The following is a 19,804-nucleotide window of genomic DNA, read 5'->3' on the forward strand; positions in this document are numbered from 1 at the left end:
TTACCCCCGCTACGGGCGAACCATGCCGGTCCCGCCGGGACCGACATGAACGAGTCCGGCCCACATCGCGGGGCGCCGGGGGTACCGGTCGTGGAGCTGCCGGACGCAGGCGTGGACTGCGTCGGGGCTGGGGAGGGTGCTGAGCGCACCGAAGGTGGCGGTGGTGGCGCGGGCGGCCACGATGTCGGGCACCGGCCAGAGGGTGGCGACGACGCCGGCGAACCCGGCCAGCCGCAGGGCGGAGGCGAGGTGGATGTTCTCGTCCGGCAGCCGGGCGCCGGTGGTCGCCGTGGAGCAGGCCGACAGGTACGCCAACGTCCGGCCCCCAGCCGGCGGGCGGAGGGCGATCAGGTCCCGGACGCGCAGCCGGCCGTCGGCGAGCACCAGGTGGCTGTCGGAGGGCCGCTCGTGGTCCGTGGTGGCGTGACAGGCGAAATGGACCACGGACGCCTCCCGCAGCAGCTCGGCGACCCGCATCCGGGTGGCCTCGCCGCGGGACACGACGATCGTCTCCGGACCGAGGATGTCCCGGACAGCCTCGCTCTCCGGGACCGCCCGCGGGAGCGCGGGGTGGCCGGCGGTCTCCGGCATCGCGACCACCACGGCCGGACCGCCCGGCACGGTGTCGCCGGCGTCGAGCGCCCGCAGCGTCGGCGTGTACGAACTCACCACCCGGTGCCGGGCCACCGCGTGCAGCGGCAGGTAGGACATCGGCCCGGTCGGCAACCACCACACGCTCGGGGTTCCGCCGTCGGGAGCGAGGCCCAGCTCGGTCATCCGGTCGAGGATCGGGCCCACCGTGGTGTCCCACAGCCAGGGGAGCAGCCCGGTCAGGGCCGCCGCGGGCTCCGCGAGGAGGGACCGGGCGTGCGCCCGGACGTCGTCGAGGCCCAGACCGCTCAGCGGTACGACGTGCGTACGGCCCCCGGTCAGCAGGATCGCGTCGCACCGGTACGGGCTGACGTTGACGATCGCGACGCACCGCTCCCCCACCAGATCACGCAGCTCGGCGAGGCCCGGTGGACGCAGGAAGGTCGCGTCGACCTCGCGGATCTCGTCGATCAGGCGGTCCCGGGCGACGGCGGCCTCCTGGCGGCTCCACGGCACCGGGCCCGGTTCCGGGGGAGCGGCCGGGTCGAGCAGCGCGTGCAGAGCGGTGAGCCGCTCGGTCAGCTCGGGCGCGCGGTCCCGGGCCACGTCGCCGCCGGACCGGAGGCTCAGGGCCTGCGCGTAGAGCACTCCCCGGCCCTGCTCCAGCACCTCGACGGCGGTGTCCGACTGTCCGAGCGACAGCGCGCAGGCGGCGGCGGCCGAGGCCAGGCCGCCGAACTGGGCCAGGAGGCGTTCCTGGTCGTCGCGGCCGAGCCCGACCCAGGCGACGAGGTCCAGCAGGCTCACCGCCGTACCGAACGCGGCGAGCGCGCCCTGCGCGTCACCGTCCCGGGCCAGCAGGTGCCCGAGCTGCTGGGCCGCGAGCGCCCGGGACAGCACCGGCGCCGGCGCGGTGCCGATCAGCCGGGCGAAGGCGGCCACCGCTGCCGGCTGGTCCCCGAGGAGCTGGTGGACGGCGGCCAGGTTGCGCAGGCCCTCGGCCAGCACCGGCTCGTCCGGCCCGGCCCGGTCGAGGACCTCGGTCAGCACCTCGCGGGCCGCGTACAGATCCTCTTCGGCGGCGGTGAGCTGGGCGGTCGCCAGCAGCACGGATCCGCGGTTGGCGCGGTGCCGGGCCCGGCGGAACGGCGATCCGGCCGACGCCTGCTCGGCGAGGTGCAACAGATCCGCCGCTTCGCGCAGCAAGGCCGGGTCGGCCGCCGCGACGCCGCCGCGGTGCAGGCTGTTGGCCAGCGCGGCCCGGTGGTCGGTCAGCTCCGGGTCGTCGGCTGCCGTTTCCCGTACGACCGCACGCAGCAGCCGCACCGACTCGTCGAGGGCCGCGGCGTCACCGGCGAACTCGTAGCGGTTGCGCAGCGCGGTGGCGAGGTTGGCCCGGTGCACCAACCGGTCGGCGTGGTCGTCCGGGAGCAGCCGCAGAGCCTCACGCCAGCGCGTGACAGCGGCGTCGAGGGCACCGGTGTCGCCTGTGCGCGCGAAGGCGACACGGTAGGCGATCGCCTGCTGGGCGAGGTAAAGCGGCCGGTCGGGGTCGTCCTCCGGGGTGCCGGACAGGGCCCGGTCCAGCAGCCGCAGCGATTCCAGCAGCACCGTGTGGTCACCCGTACCCGTCGACCGGTCGACCAGGACCCGGGCCAGACCGGCACAGCAGCCCGGCAGCGCGGGGTCGTCCTCCGGCACGGTCTCGACCGCGGCCCGGTGGTGCTCGACCGCGGCGTCCAGCTGCCCGACCTCGCCCGTCTGCTCGAAGGCGGCCTGATGCATGTTCGCGAGGTTGGCCAGCACGCGCGCCCGCCGGCCCGGATCGTCGGTGAGCTCGAGCGCCTTCCGGTGTGCGGCCAGCGCCTCGTCCAGCGACGACAGGTCGCGGCGGTTCTCGAGCCGGCGCAGCAGCGCGAGGCCGAGGTTGGCGTGGCCGGCGAACCGTCCGGGGTCGGCCTGGGTGGCCTCGCGCAGCAGCGTGACGGCCTCGTCGAGCACGGTCGCGTCGCGGAAGCGCTCGGCCCGCCGGACCAGGAGCATCCCGAGGTTCGACAGCCACATCACCGGGGCGGGCGCCGGAGCCTGCCGGCGCAGGGCCTCCCTCATCGTCAGCTCGGCCCGGGCCATCGACATCGGATCACCGGTACGGTCGTATCGCCGGTACCAGGCGGCCCCGAGCTCCGCGAAGGCCGTGGCCGGGGCATCCGCTTCGCCGGCCAGCTCCTCCAGCAGAGCGATTCCCTCGTCGTCGCCCCGTGCTCGGCGCGCCGCGGCACGGGGGTCGTCAGGCACCGGGAGGCTCCCCGCCGGTCCGCCCGCCGTGCGGTTCGACGGGCGGGCAGCTCTCCAGCAACGCCCGGGTGTACGCGGCGGCGACCGCAGCCGCGTACCGCCGCCACGCCAGGGTCATGCGCCGGTCGGCGTAGTCGCTGATGCCCCGGACGATCAGCCAGTGCCGGCCACCGGCGAAGGTCGCCGAGCCGATCCCGGAGCCCTCCATCTCCAGCGCGATGATGGTGTGGTCCCGCGCGAGCTTGTCGCGCAGCGCCGCGTTGCGGACCGACCGGTCGCCGGAGCCGATCCGTCCCAGGTGGACCTTCGGCAGTCCGGGGAGGCGATCGGCGGTCACCGGGTGCTCCACCGGCTCGGCGTCCTCGTCGTCGGAGGCGTACAGCACGTCCGTGGCCGGATCCGGGCGATCGAATTCCGGGAGCTCCGCGATCAGCCGTTCGAGGTGGGGCACCCAGGGCCGGAGTCGCCGGTGCTCCTCGGCGCGCAGCATCCTGGCCCGCGGCCCGAGCAGCGGGGACGGGCGGGGGAAACCCTGCCGCGGGGAGGTGCCGTCCGGCCGGTCGACGACGTGGTCGTACTCGGCGACACCCCAGGTGGACACCACGATGTCGCCCAGCCTGACGTGCCGGTCGGGCAGCTCGGGGCGCGGGATGCCGGCGGCGATGCCGACCATGAGCACCTGGTCCACGGAGGAGAAGCTGCGCAGCAGATGGGTGGCCCCGGTCGCGGCGGCGTCGGTGGCGGTACCGCCGAGCAGCGTCAGCACCACCTGGTGCGGGCGTCCGGGCACGATGCTGGGGATCGTCCCGCGGACGTAGCTCGCGGAGTCACCGGCGACCGGCACGACCTCGGCGTCGTCGATCATCGTCCGCATCGCGGCGAACTCTTCCTCCATAGCCGTGACCAGTCCGAAGGTGGGCGGGCCGGCCGAGCCGTGAGCCGGACCGGCCAGCCGGGCCCGCTCACGGGCGTTCTCGAGATAGCTGATGTCGTCGTCGAGCCGCCTCTGCACCCAGTCCGCGGTCTCGAGGTCGTCGTCGAACAGCACGTCCGCGGGACCGGCACGGTCCAGGGCCGCCCGGGCCTGGGCCATGTTCGACCGGGCGATCTCCACGGTGAGCCGCAGGTCCCGCAGCAGCGTCTGCGTGACGGCCAGTGCCTTCTCGTCCCCGGTCAGGACCCCGGCCGCGACGGCCTGGTGCACGCGCAGCTGGTAGCGGTACGCGGCCGCGTCCAGCAGATACCGCAGGAACGGGGTGACCGCCGTATCGCCCCGGGACCAGGCGAGCAGGCTGAGGTGGGACTCGTCGCGGGGCGGCGCCAGGATCAGCAGTCGCCGTTCGGCCCGGCCCGCGTCGTCGAACGGCGGCAGCTCCCAGACGGAACAGGAGCCCAGCCGGGTCCGGCCGCCGGTCCACAGCTCACCGGGGGCCGACGGCGGCTCCTCGTCGGCCCCCGGATACGTTCCGAGGAAGATCAGGACAACTCCGAGCATCAGGTCGGTGCCCCGCGCGGCGATCGCCGACCACTGGACGTCCGGGCCGTCCCAGCCCGGTCCGTCCGCCCCGGCCGACCAGGCGATCGAAAGGATGAGCGCGTCCTGCTCCCGGCGCAGGACCGCCTGCACCAGCCGGTCCGGACGTTGCCGGGCCGCGATCGTCCGCGTGCGGGGCACGAGCGGGCCGGCCGTGGGCGGATCGAGCGGCAGCCCGTCGATCGCCGCTGTCGTCCCCGAGCGCTCGACGGCGTCCCCCCACAGAGCCAGGAGCTGCTGGTAGGCGGGCTCCGACCACGGTCCGTCCAGCGGAGCGAAGACGTGCACCACCAGTTCCTGCCGCTGTGGTGCGGCGCCGCCGGCCGGCGGCGGCGCCGCGGAGCGCTCGGCGACGGGCGGCCCGGGCGGTGGGCCGGCTCCGTCGAGCAGGTGGACGAGCCGCAGCAGCCGCAACCGCAACGACTTGGGCACCGGCCCGACCGGCTCCGCATCCGGCGCGATCGGGACGACCCGCAACGGGCTCAGCGCCTCCAGCTCCGCCGTCGCCGCGGCGAAGTCGCCGCCGTCGGCCCCGACCAGAGCCGAGACCATCTGCTGCAGCGTTTCGCCGACCTCGGCCCACTGCGCCCCGGTCAGCGACCACCGGGGCAGGTCGGCCAGGGCCCGCCGGGCGTCCTGCCGGTCCACCGGATCGATCGGTGCGGGCTCACGCCGCGGTTCTACCGGTTCCATCGCCCCGCACTGTATCCACGGTGGCCCGTCCGCGACCGTCCTGATTCACCCGTCCGGGCGGCAAACTCCGCGCCCGGCGGCGGTACCGTCCCGGCATGGACGATGGCGACCGGCCGGACGCGGCGGCTCTCCAGCAGCTGGTCGCGGGTCTGCGGCAGGCCGTGCAGCGGTACACCGACACCGGGGATCGCGCCGCGGTGCTGGCCGTCCCGCTGGTCGAGGCGGCCGCGAAGCTCGTGCGTCACACACTGGGCCCGCCGATCGGCGCCGACGAGGCGTCGCTGCGCGAGGTGCTGACCGTCGTCGGAGATCTGTACCTGTGCCGGGCATCGGCCGGCTCCGCGGAGGACGTCGGGTACATCGATCCGGTGACCGCGATCGCCTGCGCGGTTCTGTCCGACGGGGGTGGCCGGGCGCGGCGGGTGCTGTCACTGATCACCGACGACGCTGCGGCGGCCGAGGAGTTGCGCTCGCCCGCGGCCTGGGTCGACGTTGCTGTGGACGTACCGGAGCGGCAGCGGTTGTCCGGGACCTTGCTGCTCCGGCTGGCCCTGACCGCACTCCCGGCCGGCGATCGCCGTCGCGCGGTGGTCGCGACGAACCTGGCCGGCGCCCTGCTGCACGCCTACGAGCAGACCGGCGATGTCGACCTGCTCACCGAGGCGGACGTCGTGTGCACGGCGGTCTCACTCGAGGCCGCCTCGGCCGACCTGCTGTCCAACCACGCGCTGGTGCTCGGCTCCCGCTTCGGGGCCACCGGCGAGCTGGACCAGCTGGATCGCGCGATCGCCGTCGCCCGCCGGGCCACCGGGTCCGATGAGGACGGCACCACGTTCGCCACGCTCGGGCTCCTCCTGCGCGACCGCGCCGACCGGTGCGGCGACGCCGGCGCCGCCCGGGAGTCGGCCGGCGCCCACCGGGCCGCCGTCGAACGGGCGGCCGGCCCCCCGACGCGCGCGCTGCGGCTGTCCAACCTGGCTTCGGCCCTGCGCACCGGCTACGAACTGACCGGCGAGTCCCGGCTGCTCGACGACGCCGTCGCCGCCGTCGAGGAGGCGGCCACCCTCATCCCGCCCGGGTCCTCGCTGTTCCCGGCGGTGCACACCAACCTCGGCGTGATGCTGTTCGCGGACTACGAGCGCTCGGCCGATCCGGCCCGGCTGACGGCGGCGCTGGCGGCGTTCGGCATGGTGGAGGAGGCCGACCCGGCCGGCGGGTTCACCGCGCTGGCACCGAATCTCGCCCTGGCGTTGAAGGCGCGCGGCAGGCTCGGCGACCTGAACAGTCTGCGCCGGGCGGTGTCGCTGTGCGAAACGGTCGTGGCCCGATTGCCGCCGGGCAGCCCGGACCGGCCCACCGCCGTGTCGGGCCTGCTCGACGCTCTGCTGACCCTGGCCGACCACGGTGAGATCCGGGCCGGGGCGCTGACCGCGGCACTGCGGCTGGCCGAGGACACCGTCGCCCGGACCCCGGACGACCACGCCGACCTTCCCGCCCTGCTGTCCACGGTCAGTGTCACCCTGCGGATCTCGGCCGAGTGGTCCGGTGCGGCGGAAGGGCTGCACCGGGCTGTGGAGACCGCCCGGCAGGCCGTCGACGGCACGGGACCGGCCCATCCCGACCAGCGGGTGTACTGGTCCAATCTCAGTGCGGCGCTGCTCGCCCGCGCCGAGCACGCTGGGTCCGCGACCGACCTCGACGAGGCGGTGGCAGCCGGCCGCCAGGCGGTACGGGCCGCCACCGACTGGCCGCACAGCCTCGGCCCGGCCGCCACCAACCTGGGTCTCGCCCTGCTCACCCGGTACCAGCGGTACGCCCGGCCGCAGGACATCACCGACGCCGTCGACGCCGCGCGGACAGCGCTCGCGGTGACCCCGCCCGAGGACATCGCCCGGCCCGGCGTGCTGTCCAACCTGTCGCTGGCGTTGCGGGCCCGGTGCTCGGCCGTGGACGACCTGGCCGATCTCACCGAGGCGGTCGAGCGGGCCCGGCAGGCAGTGCGGCTCACCCCGGACGGCCACCCCGACCGGCCGGGCTACCTGAGCAATCTCGGGCTGGCCCTGGCCGACCTGGCCGACCGCACCGGCGACCGGGAGCTCACCGGCGAAGCCGTACGGCGGGCCCGCGAGGCGCTGGCGTCCGCGCCGCCCGGACATCCCGGGCGGGCCGGGTACCTGTCGAACCTGGGCAACGTGCTGCAGGACCGTTACGTGCGGGCGGGCTCACTGGCCGACCTGGACGCCGCGATCGAGGCCCAGCGGCAAGCGGTGGAGGCGACCGGTGCCGGGCCGCGCGACCGCACCCGTTACCTGCTCAACCTCAGCGCCGCCCTCCAGGCGCACTTCGGCCGTACCGGCTCCCGGGCCGGCCTCGACGCCGCGGTGGAAGCGGCCCGCTCGGCCGCCGCGGTGCCCGGTGCCGGCCGCGAAGCCGGGCAGGCCATGGCTTTCCACGGTCTGAACAACGCTCTCCAGGCGCACTTCGCCTGTCATCGCGACCCGGCCGTGCTGACCGAGGCGGTCGAGGCCGCCCGGTCCGCGCTGGCCGGCATCCCGGAGGGCCACCAGCAGCGGCCGATGTTCCTCGACGGTCTGGCGGCCGCCCTGCACCTGGCCTACACGGCGGGAGCCGGAGTCCCGGCGCTGGCGGAGGCGGCCCGGCACCTGCGCCGGGCGGCCGAGCTGACGCCGGTTGACCACCCGGATCTGGCCACCCGCCTGGTGAACCTGAGCGTCACGGTCGAGAGCCTGCACGAACGCACCGGCGATCCGGACGTGCTGCTGGAGGCGATCAACGCGGCCCGGCGGGCCCTCGAGCTGCTGCCGGACGGTCACCCCGACCGGGCCGTCGCCTGGTACGCCCTGGGCGACGCTCTGGAGACGTACCACGGGCCGACGATGGACGCGGCCGGTGTCAGGGAGGCTGTCGCCGCGTTCCGGTCGGCCGCCCGCGTGCGCACGGCCACGCCCTCGATGCGGGTCCGGGCGGCCGCCGCCTGGGGACGGCTCGCGGCCCGGGCCGGTGATCCGCGGGAGGGCCTGCGCGGGCTGACGGCCGCGGTGCGGGATCTGGTGTCGGTGTCCGCGCCGGAGCTGGACCGGACCAGCCAGGAGGACCAGCTCGCGCAGTTCGCCGGCATCGCCTCCGACGCGGCGGCCTGCGCGGCGGAACTCGACCGGCCCGGCACGGCGGCCGTCCTGCTGGAGAGCGGACGCGCCACGTTGCTCGCCCGGCTGCTGGACTCGCGGACCGACCTGACCGAGCTGCGGCGCCGCCATCCCGAGCTGGCCGGCCGGTACGAGGACCTGCGGGCCGCCGTCGACTCCGGCGTCGCGCCCCGGCCGGATCCGGCGGCCCGGCCGGGCCCGGCTGACGTGGCCCGGCTGGTGGCGGTGCGCCGCACCCAGGTCCGCGAGCTCGACACGACCATCGCGGCGATCCGGCAGCTGCCCGGCTTCCGCGACTTCCTGTACCCGTCGAGCGTCGCCGGTCTGCGCCGGCAGTGCGGGCCGGGTGTGGTGGTGATGGTCTGCGTCAGCGATCTGGGCTCGTACGCCCTGCTGGTGACCGCGCGGGAGATCCGGTCCGTGCCGTTGCCGGCCGTCAGCGCGTACGAGGTGGGCCGGCTGACCCGGGAGTACCACCAGGCGATCCGCACCGGGGCGCACGAGGTGACCAGGACGGTGCTGGCCTGGCTGTGGGACCACGTGGCCGAGCCGGTGCTCACGGAGCTCGGCATCACCGGCGCCCCGGTGGACGACTGGCCGCGGCTGTGGTGGTCGGCGACCGGCGTGCTGGGCCTGCTGCCACTGCACGCCGCCGGACGGCCTGAGCCGGGCGGGCACCGCACGGTCCTGGACCGGGTGGTGTCGTCCTACACCCCGACGGTGCGGGCGCTCGCGTACGCGCGCGGGGCCGAGACCGATGGGGACGCGTCGACGCTGGTGGTGCCGATGCCGCGTACCCGTGGCGGGTCGGATCTGCCCGGATCGGAAGCGGAGACCGCACTGATCGCGGGGTTGCGGCCGGCCGGGACGACAGTCCTGGCGCCGGCCGACGCGCACCGGGACCGGATCCTCGCGGAGCTGCCGCGGCACGCCCGGGTCCATTTCGCCTGCCACGCCACCAACCCGGACCCGCGGCACCCGTCGGCCGCCGCACTGGAGGTCACCGACGGCCGGGGCCGGCCGCTGAGCGTGCTCGACGTGACCCGGCTGCGGCTCACCGGTGAGCTCGCGTTCCTCTCCGCCTGCTCCACCGCCGACGCGGGCGAAGCCCTCGCCGACGAGGCCATCCACCTGGCGTCGGCCTTCCAGCTGGCCGGCTACCGGCACGTGATCGGCACCCTGTGGCCGGTACGGGACGCCGTCGCCGGCCGCGTCACCGGCCCGGTCTACGACGGCATCTCCGCAGCCGGTACCGCAGACGCCGCGCCCGTGGCCCTGCACCACGCGGTCCGCGAGCTGCGCCGCCGTTACCCGGACCGGCCGGCGCTGTGGGCGACCCACGTCCACTCCGGATCGTGACGACGAAATCCGGTTGACCGGCGTGATCGGGTGGAACCGTGATCGACCTTTCTCGCGGGCTGGCGCCGGCAGCTCTCAGCGCCATCGAGGACCTGGAACGCCGGGTCGTCTCAGCCGACGGCGGCCGGCTCAAACTGGAGTGGGACGCGCTGCGCCACCGCACCGGGCAGGACGTCGAGGACGTGCTGTGGTGGGACGGCGAGCGGCTGCTCGGCTTCCTGGGCCTCTACGCGCACAGCGCACCCACCATCGAGCTGGCCGGCATGGTCGATCCCGCCGCGCGGCGCCGCGGCATCGGCACCGCGCTGCTGGACGCCGCGCTGGAGCTGTGCCGGCGACGCCGGGCCGAGTCCGTGCTGCTGGTCGTGCCCCGGCACTCGGCGGCGGGACTGTCGCTCGTGCGGCGGCGCGGCGGCCGCCTCGACCACTCCGAGCATGCTCTCCAGCTGCTCGCCGAGCCGGCCGAGGTGCCCGCCGACCCGCGGGTCACCGTCCGCCCGGCGACTCCCGCCGACACGGACGCCGTCCGGGAGCTGCTGCGCCTGGGCTTCGGCTGGGAGCCGCCGGAGTCCGCCGGCCACGATCCCCGTGCCCTCGTGGTCGAACGGGACGACCGGGTGGTCGGCACCGCCCGGGTCAGTCGCGAAGGCGACCGGGCCGGCATCTACGGCTTTGTCATCCACCCCGACCTCCAGGGACGCGGCATCGGGCGGGACGTACTGCACCGCATGTGCCGTACGGCCCAGGGCGACGGCGCTGCTGTCGTCCACCTGGAGGTGGCCACCGACAACGACCGGGCCCTGAACCTCTACACGTCGCTCGGCTTCCGGCCGGTGATCACCGAGGACTACTACGCGCTCGCCTGACCGCGCGGGCCGGTGTTGGCCAGGCTCGCGTCGCCGCCGTAGTGGGCCAGCACCCGGCGGTCCATCAGACGCCGCCACACCGGGGGCACCAGCGCCGCGACCAGCATCGTGGCGTAGCCCGCCGGCAGTTGCGGGGACACGTCGAAGCTGCGCAGCACCTGGTAGCGGCGCAGCGGGTTGGCGTGGTGGTCGCTGTGGCGCTGCAACTGGAACAGGAAGACGTTGGTGACCAGGCGGTCGCTGTTCCAGCTGTGCCGCGGGTCGACCTTCTCGTAGCGCCCGGCCGGGTTGCGCTGCCGGCGCAGGCCGTAGTGCTCCAGGTAGTTGACCGCCTCCAGCAGCGAGAAGCCGACGACGGCCTGGGCGAGCAGGAACGGCAGGACGCCCGGACCGTACGCGACAGTGAGCGCGACGACCAGCACGACCGTCATCGCCCACGCGTTGAGGACGTCGTTGCGCGGCGTCCACGGACTGTGCGAGCGGATCCGGAAGCGCTGGGTCTCCAGCCGCCACGCCGAGCGCAGGCTGCCCAGCACCGTACGCGGCCAGAACCGCCAGAAACTCTCCCCGAGCCGCGAACTGGCCGGATCCTCCGGGGTGGCGACCCGCACGTGGTGTCCCCGGTTGTGCTCGACGAAGAAGTGGCCGTAGCCGGTCGGCGCCAGAGCGATCTTGGAGAGCCAGCGTTCCACGTGCTCGCGCTTGTGGCCCAGTTCGTGAGCCGTGTTGATGGCCACGCCGTTGACGATGCCGATGGTCAGCACCAGGCCGAGGCCGCCGACCAGGCCCGGTCCGCGCGTCCACACAGCGCCGGCCACGATCAGCGCGGCGTACTGGGCGGGCAGGTAGAGGTAGGTGATCCAGCGGTAGTAGGGCGAGCGTTGCAGCGCCGGCACCAGGTCCTCGGGCGGGTTGGCCCGGTCCTCGCCGATGAGCAGGTCGACGGCGGGGATCAGGCCGAAGACGACGACCGGGGTGAGCAGCCAGGCCCAGCCGGTGTCCCAGCGGGCGGCCACGGCGAGCGAGACGAACGGCAGCGCGGGGATCACCAGGGCGAGCGGCCACAGCGGGCGCTTGGTGTCCCGCCAGGCGGAGGCGGCGACGGTGGAAGCCATGCCGTCATCCTTTACACGAGCTGCTCTCGTGTCAATATTTTGGACATGACTGTGCCCCACGTCTAAGATTTGCCGCGATGAGTTACCGCAAGGAAAAGAGCCGGCAGCTGCGCGAGGCGATCGTGGACGCCGCCCGGGCGGCCGCCGTGTCGCAGGGCTGGGCGGCGGTGAAGATGGCCGACGTCGCCGACGCGGTCGGGGTGAGCCGGCAGACCGTCTACAACGAGTTCGGCAACAAGGCCGGGGTCGCCGAGGCCCTGACCGCCCGAGAGGTGAGCCGGTTCGTCGACGCGGTCCGGGCCGAGCTGCTCGCCCACGGCGGCGACATCCGGGCCGCGGGCGAGGCCGCCATCCTGCGCACGCTCACCGAAGCCGCCGACAACCCGCTGGTCAAGGCCATCCTGACCGGTACGGACGGCGACGACGGCCTGCTGCCGTACCTGACCACCCGCTCCGAGCTGGTGCTGACGACGGCGAGCGCGGTCGTCCGGGACTGGGCGTCCGCACACGTCCCGGAAGCCGGCGAGGCCACCGTGGCCGCCGCCGCCGAGTCCATCGTCCGGCTGGTGCTCAGCCACGTCGTGCTGCCGTCCGCCCCGGCCGAGCAGACGGCCGCCGTACTGGCCGACACCCTGGTCCGGCTGCTGCGCTGAAACCCCGGCATCGGGAATCCGGCGCCATCGCGGGTGGTTCGCACCGGGGTGAAGAAGATCGGTTTCCTGTCCTTCGGGCACTGGCGGGACGCGGCCGGGTCGCAGACCCGCAGCGGCGCCGACGCCCTGCTGCAGACCATCGAGCTGGCCGAGGCGGCCGAGGAGCTCGGCGTGGACGGCGCGTTCGTCCGGGTGCACCACTTCGAACGGCAGCTGGCCTCGCCGTTCCCGCTGCTGGCGGCGATCGGCGCGCGTACGTCGCGGATCGAGATCGGCACCGGCGTCATCGACATGCGCTACGAGAACCCGCTCTACATGGCCGAGGAGGCCGCGGCGGCCGACCTGATCAGCGGCGGCCGGTTGCAGCTGGGCGTGAGCCGGGGATCGCCGGAAACCGTGCTGCGCGGCGCCGAGGTGTTCGGCTACCGGCCGGCCGAGGGGCAGAACGCCGCCGACGCCGCCCGGCAGAAGACCGAGATCTTCCTGACCGCCATCGACGGCGGCAAGGTGGCCCGGACCGACCCGGCCCGGACCGGCTTCAGTGGTGGCCTGGCCGTGCAGCCGCAGTCACCGGGTCTGCGCCGGCGGATCTGGTGGGGCTCGGGCACCCGGGCCACCGCGCAGTGGGCCGCCCGCGCCGGCATGAACCTGCAGAGCTCCACCCTGCTGTCCGAGGACACCGGGGTGCCGTTCGACCAGCTCCAGGCCGAGCAGATCGAGCTGTACCGGCAGGCGTGGCGCGAGCAGGGCCACGACTGGGAGCCGCGGGTGTCCGTGTCGCGCAGCGTGCTGCCGATCACCGAGGAGATCGACCGGATCTACTTCGGCGAGCAGGCCCACGACGACCAGGTGGGCCTGCTGGAGGGGGTGCGGTCGCGCTTCGGGCGCACGTACGCCGGGGAGCCCGACCGCATCGCGGAGGAACTCGCGGCCGACGCGGCCGTCCAGGCGGCCGACACCGTGCTGTTCACCGTGCCCAACCAGCTCGGCGTCGCCTACAACGCCCGCATCCTCGAGACAATTACCCGACACATCGCCCCGGCCATCGGCTGGTCCGCGGCGCGGCCCGCGGCCCCGGGCAAACCCTGAGGCCGCCTCGGGGTCACCGGCGGCCGGCTCCTCCCCCGGACTGAGCCCTGACCCCGACCGGCGTCCGGTACCGCCGTTTCGCCGCATTCCGGTGACCCGGGGCGACCCGAGCCGGGCGTCCGGCCGGCTCCGGGTCCGGCGCGGGTCCGACCCGGATGTTCCCAGCTCCCCCTCTGCCTAGGTTCAGGTTCGACACAGGAATCGACGCAGGGGGAACCAGCGATGAGCAAGCGACCGGTGACGGTTCGGGTGGCCCGGTGGAGTGCCGAGCACCCATGGCGGGCGGTGGCGCTGTGGGTCGTGTTCGTCGCGGTCTGCTTCGTCGGGGGCAACGCGGCCGGCCTGCAGGAAGCCACGGCACAGGACCAGGCCGTCGGCGAGTCAGGACGCGCCGGCGTGATGATCGAGGAGGGTAAGTTCCCCGACGAGCCGGCCGTCGACAATGTCCTGATCACCTCGCGTTCCGGCCCGCTGGACCAGAAAGCCGCCGGGGCCGCGGCCACCGCCGCGGCGGCCCAGCTGCGGACCGTCCCGGGCGTCGCGGAGGTCGGCGCGCCGGTCAAGGCCGTCGACGGCACCGCGCTGCTGCTGCCGATCACCATGAGCGGTGACCCGGAGACCGCCGCCGAGCGGGTGGAGCCGCTGCGTACGGCCACCGCGCGGGTCCAGGAGCAACACCCGGCCCTGCGCGTCGAGCAGGTCGGCGGGCCGTCGATCAACAAGGCCCTCGACGACACCCTGGGCGCCGACTTCAAGCGGGCCGAGATCCTCAGCCTGCCGGTGACCCTGGCCATCCTGATCGTCGCGTTCGGCGCGCTGATCGCCGCGGGCATCCCGGTGCTGCTGGCCCTGTCCTCGGTGGCCGCCGCGATCGGCTTGTCCACCCTGGCCTCACACCTGGTGCCGGCCAACGACTCCACCTCCAGCGTCATCCTGCTGATCGGCATGGCGGTCGGCATCGACTACTCGCTGTTCTACGTCCGCCGCGAACGCGAGGAACGCGCCAAGGGCCGCGGCCACGTCGACGCGGTGGAGATCGCCGCCGAGACCTCCGGGCACGCGGTCGTCGTCTCCGGCACGGCCGTCGTCATCGCCATGGCCGGGCTCTTCCTGGCCCAGGACGCCATCTTCTCCTCGCTGGCCGTGGGTTCCATCCTGGTGGTCGCCGTCGCCGTCATCGGCTCGTTGACCGTGCTGCCCGCCCTGCTGGCCAAGCTGGGCCGCTGGGTCGACCGGCCGCGGGTGCCGCTGCTGTGGCGCCTCACCGCCCGCCGCACCGGAGCCGACGGCCTCGTGCAGCCCAGCCGCTTCTGGTCGCTCGTCCTGCGCCCGGCCCTGCGCCGCCCGCTGCCGACCCTGCTGATCAGCGTCGGGCTGCTGCTCGCCCTGGCCGCCCCCGCGCTCGGCATGCAGCTCAAGTTCCCCGGCACCGAGGACCTGCCGCGCACCACGCCGGCGATGCAGGCGTACGACCGGCTGGCGGCCGCGTACCCGAGCAACGGCACCACCCACCTCGTGGCCGTGCGGGCCTCCGCCGAGCAGGCGCCCGCCGTCAAGGCGGCCCTGACCCAGCTGGCCGCGAGCACCGAGGGCGACCGGCTGTTCGCCGCGCCGGAGCAGACCGGACCGGAGATCGAGGTGTCCCCCGATTCCCGGGTGACCGTGCTGGAGATCGCCACGCCGTTCTCCTCGCGCAGCAACGAGGCCGAGCAGTCACTGCACCGGCTGCGGGAAACCCTGGTGCCGGCCGCCCTGGGCGGGCTCAGCGGCGCCTCGTACGCGGTCGGCGGTGGCGTCGCCGAGAGCGAGGACTACGCCGCCCACGTGTGGGACAAGCTGCCCGTCGTCGTCGGCTTCGTCCTGCTGCTGACGTTCCTGGTGATGGCGTGGACGTTCCGTTCGGTGGTGGTGGCGCTGACCTCCATCCTGCTCAACCTGCTCTCCGCCGGCGCCGCGTACGGCCTGCTGGTGCTGGTCTTCCAGCACACCTGGGCCGAGGGCGTGCTGGGCTTCACCTCGATGGGCGCCATCGTCACCTGGCTGCCGCTGTTCCTGTTCGTGGTGCTGTTCGGGCTGTCGATGGACTACCACGTCTTCGTGGTGAGCCGGATCCGCGAGGCGGTGCTGCGCGGGGTGCCCAACCGCGAGGCGGTGGCCGAGGGCATCACCGGCTCGGCGGGCGTGGTCACCAGCGCCGCCATCGTGATGGTCGCGGTCTTCTCGATCTTCGCGACCCTGTCCACCATCGACATGAAGCAGCTCGGCGTCGGCCTGGCCGCGGCGATCCTGCTGGACGCGACGCTGATCCGGGCGGTCGTGCTGCCGTCGCTGATGACGCTGCTCGGCCCGGCCAACTGGTGGGCGCCGCGCCTGCTGCGGGGACGCGGCCGGCACGCGGCCGGCGGACCGGCGACCGGCACCGGTGACAGCCCGGCGCGGGACGAGCAGACCCCGGAGCTGATCGGCGCCCGCTGACCAGTACGGGACGCGCCGGCCGGAAACCACGGGGTTCCGGCCGGCGCGCTGTGCGTCACCGGTCGATCAGACGGCGGCGAACTCGCGGAACCGGTCCACCGCCCGGCCGGAGATGGCCCGCCCGTGCCCGAAGACCGCGTGCTCGAACTCCAGCCCGGCCAGCTTGGCCACGCTCCGGGCCTGCTCGTCGAGATCCGCCGTGACCATCTTGGGCGTGCGGCCGACCCGGCCGCCGCGCTTGCCGGCCGCGGCGTCCCCGGCGAAGAGGATGCCGCCGGAGCGGTCGAGCAGGAACGACAGGTGTCCGGCGGTGTGACCGGGCGTGTGCACGGCGGTGAAGCCGGGCAGCGGTGAGTAGCCGTCGGTGGTCACGACGTCGTCGACCGGGGCGGGTTCCGGAGTGCCCATCAGCAGCGAGGACAGCTTCAGGAGCGGATGGCTGTACACGGCCCGCTCGGCGCCCGTCACGTACGGCACGTCGGCCTGATGGGCGACGATCCGCGCGCCGGACCGGCGACGCACCTCGGCGAGGCCGCCGGAGTGGTCCGGATGGTGATGGGTGAGCAGCACCGTGTGCACGTCACCGATCGCACGGCGCATCCCGTGCAGCACCTGGGCGATCTTCACGGACCGGCGCGGCAGCCCGGTGTCGACGAGCACCACCCCGTCGTCGGTCACCACCAGATGCACGTTGACGTACCCGATACCGACCTCGAAGACCCCGTCGACCACTTCACGCATCCGCTGATCTTCGCACCCGGCCGCCCCGCCGGACCGGCACGACCCGGCCGCGGGACAAGAACGTCAGAGGCGGGCGTCCTCGATCGCGCGTTGCAGCGCCCGGCTCACCTGGTTGAACACGCGCGGGTCGGCCGAGCGGTAGACCGTCACCTCGGCGTCACCGCGGTACGCCGCCCGCAGCGCCCAGGACCGGGTGTGCGACGGCCAGCCCGCCAGCACCAGGGCGGCCAGGAGCGCGCCGATCGCGACGTACCATCGGCCCGGCAGCGCGAGTCGCGTCCAGCCGGCACCGGCGACGGCGAGCAGGACCGCGGCGACCACCCGGCCGAGCCGGCCGCCGTCCTGGCGCACCCGGGCGACCTGGCGCAGCTCGGCCACCACGAAGACCTTCGTCGTCCCCGCCTGCCAGATGAGCAGTTCGTCGGTGACGGCGGCGTCGGGCCCGCGGTAGTAGGTGCGCACATGTCAGTAGAGCAAGGCGCGCGGCGTGATCGCCATCGTCTCAGTCGTCGAGGGACACCGGCACGGGACGCAGCTCCAGCCGGACCGGGCTGCCGGCACTGAGCGAAGCCAGCAGCTCCCCGCTGACCTGGGCCACCACGATGCTGTCGCCGGCCTCGACGGTGACCCGGCTGGTCGGGCCGAGGAACGCCGTGGACAGCACCCGGGCCGGGCCGTCCGGGTCGGGCACGACGCCGACCGCCTCCGGGCGCACCAGGGCGGTCACCTGCGGACCGCCGGTGGCCGGCTTGACCAGGGGCAGCCGGGTGCCGAGCACGGTGACCGTGTCGCCGTCGACGTGGCCGGGCAGCCGGTTGCTGAGCCCGACGAAGTCCGCGACGAACGCGCTCGCCGGGCGCAGGTACACCTCGGCCGGCGCGGCGAGCTGCTCCAGCCGGCCGGAGCGCATCACCCCGACCCGGTCGGCGATGGCCAGCGCCTCCTCCTGGTCGTGGGTGACGAACAGGGTGGTGGTGCCGACCTCGGTCTGGATCCGGCGGATCTCGTCGCGCAGCTGCACCCGGACCTTGGCGTCCAGTGCGGACAGCGGCTCGTCGAGCAGCAGCACCTGCGGCTCGATGGCCAGTGCCCGGGCCAGCGCCACCCGCTGCTGCTGGCCACCGGAGAGCTGGTGCGGGTAGCGGCCGGCGTGCTCGCTGATGCCGACCAGGTCCAGCATCGCCGCGGCCCGGTCACCGCCGGCGCGCCGGCGCAGCTTGAGACCGAACTGGACGTTCTCCAGCGCGGTCAGGTGCGGGAAGAGGCTGTACGCCTGGAACACCATGCCCATGTCCCGCCGGTTGGCCGGCAGGCCGGTGATGTCCTTGCCGCCGACCAGCACCCGGCCGCTGTCCGCGTCCTCCAGCCCGGCCAGGATGCGCAGCGCGGTGGTCTTGCCGCAGCCGGACGGGCCGAGCAGGGCGATCAGTTCGCCGGGCTCGATGTGCAGATCCAGCCCGTCCAGGGCGTGCACGGCGCCGAAGGTGCGGCGCAGGTCGTTGAGGTGGACGGCGACACCGTTCATCGGGACGCCTTTCTGCGATCGCCGAACAGGGACAGGAGCAGCAGCAGCACGAACGCGAGGATGAGCGCGGCCAGCGACACGGCCACCGACATGGTCGCGCTGCTCTTGCCGAGCAGGTTGATCGCGACCTGCAGGTTGGTGCGGTTCAGCAGCGAGGCGATGGTGAACTCGCCCAGCACCAGGGCCACCGTGAGGAACGCGGCGGACAGCACGGCCGAGCGGATGTTCGGCAGCACCACCCGGGCCATCACGGTGAACCAGCTCGCGCCCAGCCCGCGGGCGGCCTCGGCCAGCGTCCTGACGTCGATCGCCGACAGGCCGGCGTCGATCGCCCGGTAGGCGTAGGGCAGGACCAGGATCGTGTACGCGAACGTGAGCGTCAGCGACGAGCCGCCGAGGAAGTAGTTGACCCACGCGTACACCGGGGCCAGGCCGACGACCAGCACGATCGCCGGGATGGTCAGCGGCAGCAGGCAGATGAACTCGACCAGCGGGCGCAGGCCGGGCAGCCGCAGCCGGACCCAGATCGCCGTCGGCACCAGCAGCACCAGCATGAGCAGGGCGGTGAGCAGGGCCTGGCCCAGGGACGCGACGATCCCGTCGGCCAGGTCGGGGTAGGTCTCGCTGAGCTTCGGCCAGTCGGCGAGCAACGACCAGGTGCCGCTGTCCCCGCGGGTGGTGAACTCCACCATCGCCGCGAGCGGCAGCAGGAAGAAGATCCCCATGACGGCCAGGACCGTCCAGCGGAACGCGGACTGCCGGCGGGCCCGGCGCGCCCTCAGCCCAGCCATCGTGCGGTCCGCTTCTGCAGCAGGGCGTACAGGGTCATCACCACGGCCACCACCACGACCATGCCCAGCGCCATCGCCTTGCCGAGGTTCTGCTGGCCCAGGACGACCTCGCTGGTCAGGGCGCTGCGGATCTGCAGCGGCACGATCGGGTTGCCCTGGCTGACCAGGGCCGCCGCGGTCGCGTACGCGGAGAACGCGTTGGCGAACAGCAGGAGCGTGGAACCGAGGAACGCGGGCGCCAGCAACGGTCCCGCCACCTTGGTCCAGTACTGCCAGGTGGAACCGCCGAGGCTCTCGGTCGCCTCGCGCCACTGCGGCCGGATCCCGTCGAGCGCGGGCAGGAAGACGATCACCATGAGCGGGATCTGGAAGTACGTGTAGACCAGCACGAGGCCCGGCAGCTCGAAGAGCCAGACGCCGCCGGAGTAGATGTCGACGCCGAGGTTGTCGCGCAGGAACACGGTGACGAAACCGGACAGGCCGATGGTGGCGATGAAGGCGAACGCCAGGGTGACGCCGCCGAACTGGGCCAGCACCCCGGACGCCGCGGTGACGACGCGGCGCAGCAGCCCGCCGGGCCGGGCGGTGGCCAGCGCGTACGCCAGCACCGCCCCGAGCACCGCGCCGATGAGCGCGGTGACCGCCGACAGCAGGATGCTGCGCCCGAACGCGTCCAGCACGTAGGAGTCACCCAGCGCGCTCACGTTGGCCAGGGTGAAGCCGCCGTCACCGGCGAACGCCCCGATCGCCACCACCAGGGTGGGGATGACCAGGAAGACGGTGACGTAGGCGAAGAACGGCAGAGTGCCGAGCAGGCTGCGCAGCTGGTTCAGGCGCAGCCGGCCCCGGGGGGCCCGGACCGGCGGCACGGGTGCCGCCAGTTCCGGGCCGTCGAGGACGGTGGCCATGC

At 74.1% G+C, this 19,804-nt stretch carries 13 protein-coding genes; 5 read left to right on the forward strand and 8 right to left on the reverse strand.

The genetic code is table 11. The features are described 5' to 3' along the window. Window positions 1–9: 9 nt before the first annotated feature. Window positions 10–2,886, reverse strand: a complete 2,877-nt coding sequence (locus AB0C12_RS35275) for a CHAT domain-containing protein (protein WP_360554511.1) — start codon at window positions 2,884–2,886, stop codon at window positions 10–12. Then, window positions 2,879–5,113, reverse strand: coding sequence for a CATRA conflict system CASPASE/TPR repeat-associated protein (locus tag AB0C12_RS35280; RefSeq protein ID WP_360554512.1), 2,235 nt, complete (start codon window positions 5,111–5,113; stop codon window positions 2,879–2,881). The genes AB0C12_RS35275 and AB0C12_RS35280 overlap by 8 nt, the downstream gene beginning before the upstream one ends. A 95-nt stretch (window positions 5,114–5,208) precedes the next feature. Between AB0C12_RS35280 and AB0C12_RS35285 the strand changes: the two genes are divergently transcribed. Next, window positions 5,209–9,639, forward strand: coding sequence for a CHAT domain-containing protein (locus AB0C12_RS35285; protein WP_360554513.1), 4,431 nt, complete (start codon window positions 5,209–5,211; stop codon window positions 9,637–9,639). Window positions 9,640–9,677: 38 nt separating this feature from the next. After that, a complete protein-coding gene (locus AB0C12_RS35290) occupies window positions 9,678–10,505 on the forward strand; it encodes a GNAT family N-acetyltransferase (RefSeq protein ID WP_360554515.1) in 828 nt (275 codons plus the stop codon). Here AB0C12_RS35290 and AB0C12_RS35295 read toward each other — a convergent pair. Then, complete coding sequence (locus tag AB0C12_RS35295; protein WP_360554517.1) at window positions 10,490–11,620, reverse strand: alkane 1-monooxygenase; 1,131 nt, start codon at window positions 11,618–11,620, stop codon at window positions 10,490–10,492. The genes AB0C12_RS35290 and AB0C12_RS35295 overlap by 16 nt on opposite strands. 77 nt (window positions 11,621–11,697) lie before the next feature. On the opposite strand from AB0C12_RS35295, the gene AB0C12_RS35300 reads away from it, so the two are divergent. The 3 genes from AB0C12_RS35300 to AB0C12_RS35310 all read left to right on the forward strand — a co-directional run bounded on the left by AB0C12_RS35300 (window position 11,698) and on the right by AB0C12_RS35310 (window position 15,837). Then, on the forward strand, window positions 11,698–12,273 hold the full coding sequence (locus AB0C12_RS35300) for a TetR family transcriptional regulator (RefSeq protein ID WP_360554519.1): 576 nt from the start codon (window positions 11,698–11,700) through the stop codon (window positions 12,271–12,273). A 48-nt stretch (window positions 12,274–12,321) separates the two neighbouring features. Then, window positions 12,322–13,362 (forward strand): LLM class flavin-dependent oxidoreductase, encoded by a 1,041-nt coding sequence (locus AB0C12_RS35305; RefSeq protein WP_360554520.1) that lies wholly within the window; start codon window positions 12,322–12,324, stop codon window positions 13,360–13,362. Between the two features lie 222 nt (window positions 13,363–13,584). After that, window positions 13,585–15,837, forward strand: a complete 2,253-nt coding sequence (locus tag AB0C12_RS35310; RefSeq protein WP_360554522.1) for an MMPL family transporter — start codon at window positions 13,585–13,587, stop codon at window positions 15,835–15,837. 66 nt (window positions 15,838–15,903) lie between these two features. On the opposite strand, the gene AB0C12_RS35315 is transcribed toward AB0C12_RS35310, so the two are convergent. The 5 genes from AB0C12_RS35315 to AB0C12_RS35335 all read right to left on the reverse strand — a co-directional run bounded on the left by AB0C12_RS35315 (window position 15,904) and on the right by AB0C12_RS35335 (window position 19,802). Continuing rightward, window positions 15,904–16,578: an MBL fold metallo-hydrolase gene (locus AB0C12_RS35315; protein ID WP_360554524.1), complete on the reverse strand. Its 675-nt coding sequence runs from the start codon at window positions 16,576–16,578 to the stop codon at window positions 15,904–15,906. Between the two features lie 63 nt (window positions 16,579–16,641). Beyond that, window positions 16,642–17,040: a DUF6232 family protein gene (locus AB0C12_RS35320; protein WP_360554526.1), complete on the reverse strand. Its 399-nt coding sequence runs from the start codon at window positions 17,038–17,040 to the stop codon at window positions 16,642–16,644. Between the two features lie 40 nt (window positions 17,041–17,080). Next, window positions 17,081–18,103 (reverse strand): ABC transporter ATP-binding protein, encoded by a 1,023-nt coding sequence (locus tag AB0C12_RS35325; protein WP_360554528.1) that lies wholly within the window; start codon window positions 18,101–18,103, stop codon window positions 17,081–17,083. Beyond that, window positions 18,100–18,894 (reverse strand): ABC transporter permease subunit, encoded by a 795-nt coding sequence (locus AB0C12_RS35330; protein WP_360554529.1) that lies wholly within the window; start codon window positions 18,892–18,894, stop codon window positions 18,100–18,102. Before AB0C12_RS35330 ends, AB0C12_RS35325 begins: the two co-directional genes overlap by 4 nt. Further along, entirely contained in the window at window positions 18,882–19,802 is a 921-nt protein-coding gene (locus AB0C12_RS35335) for an ABC transporter permease subunit (RefSeq protein ID WP_360554531.1), read from the reverse strand. Before AB0C12_RS35335 ends, AB0C12_RS35330 begins: the two co-directional genes overlap by 13 nt. Between the last annotated feature and the right edge of the window lie 2 nt (window positions 19,803–19,804).

This window comes from Actinoplanes sp. NPDC048967 (genome assembly GCF_040649415.1).
In the GTDB taxonomy this organism is placed as follows: domain Bacteria; phylum Actinomycetota; class Actinomycetes; order Mycobacteriales; family Micromonosporaceae; genus Actinoplanes.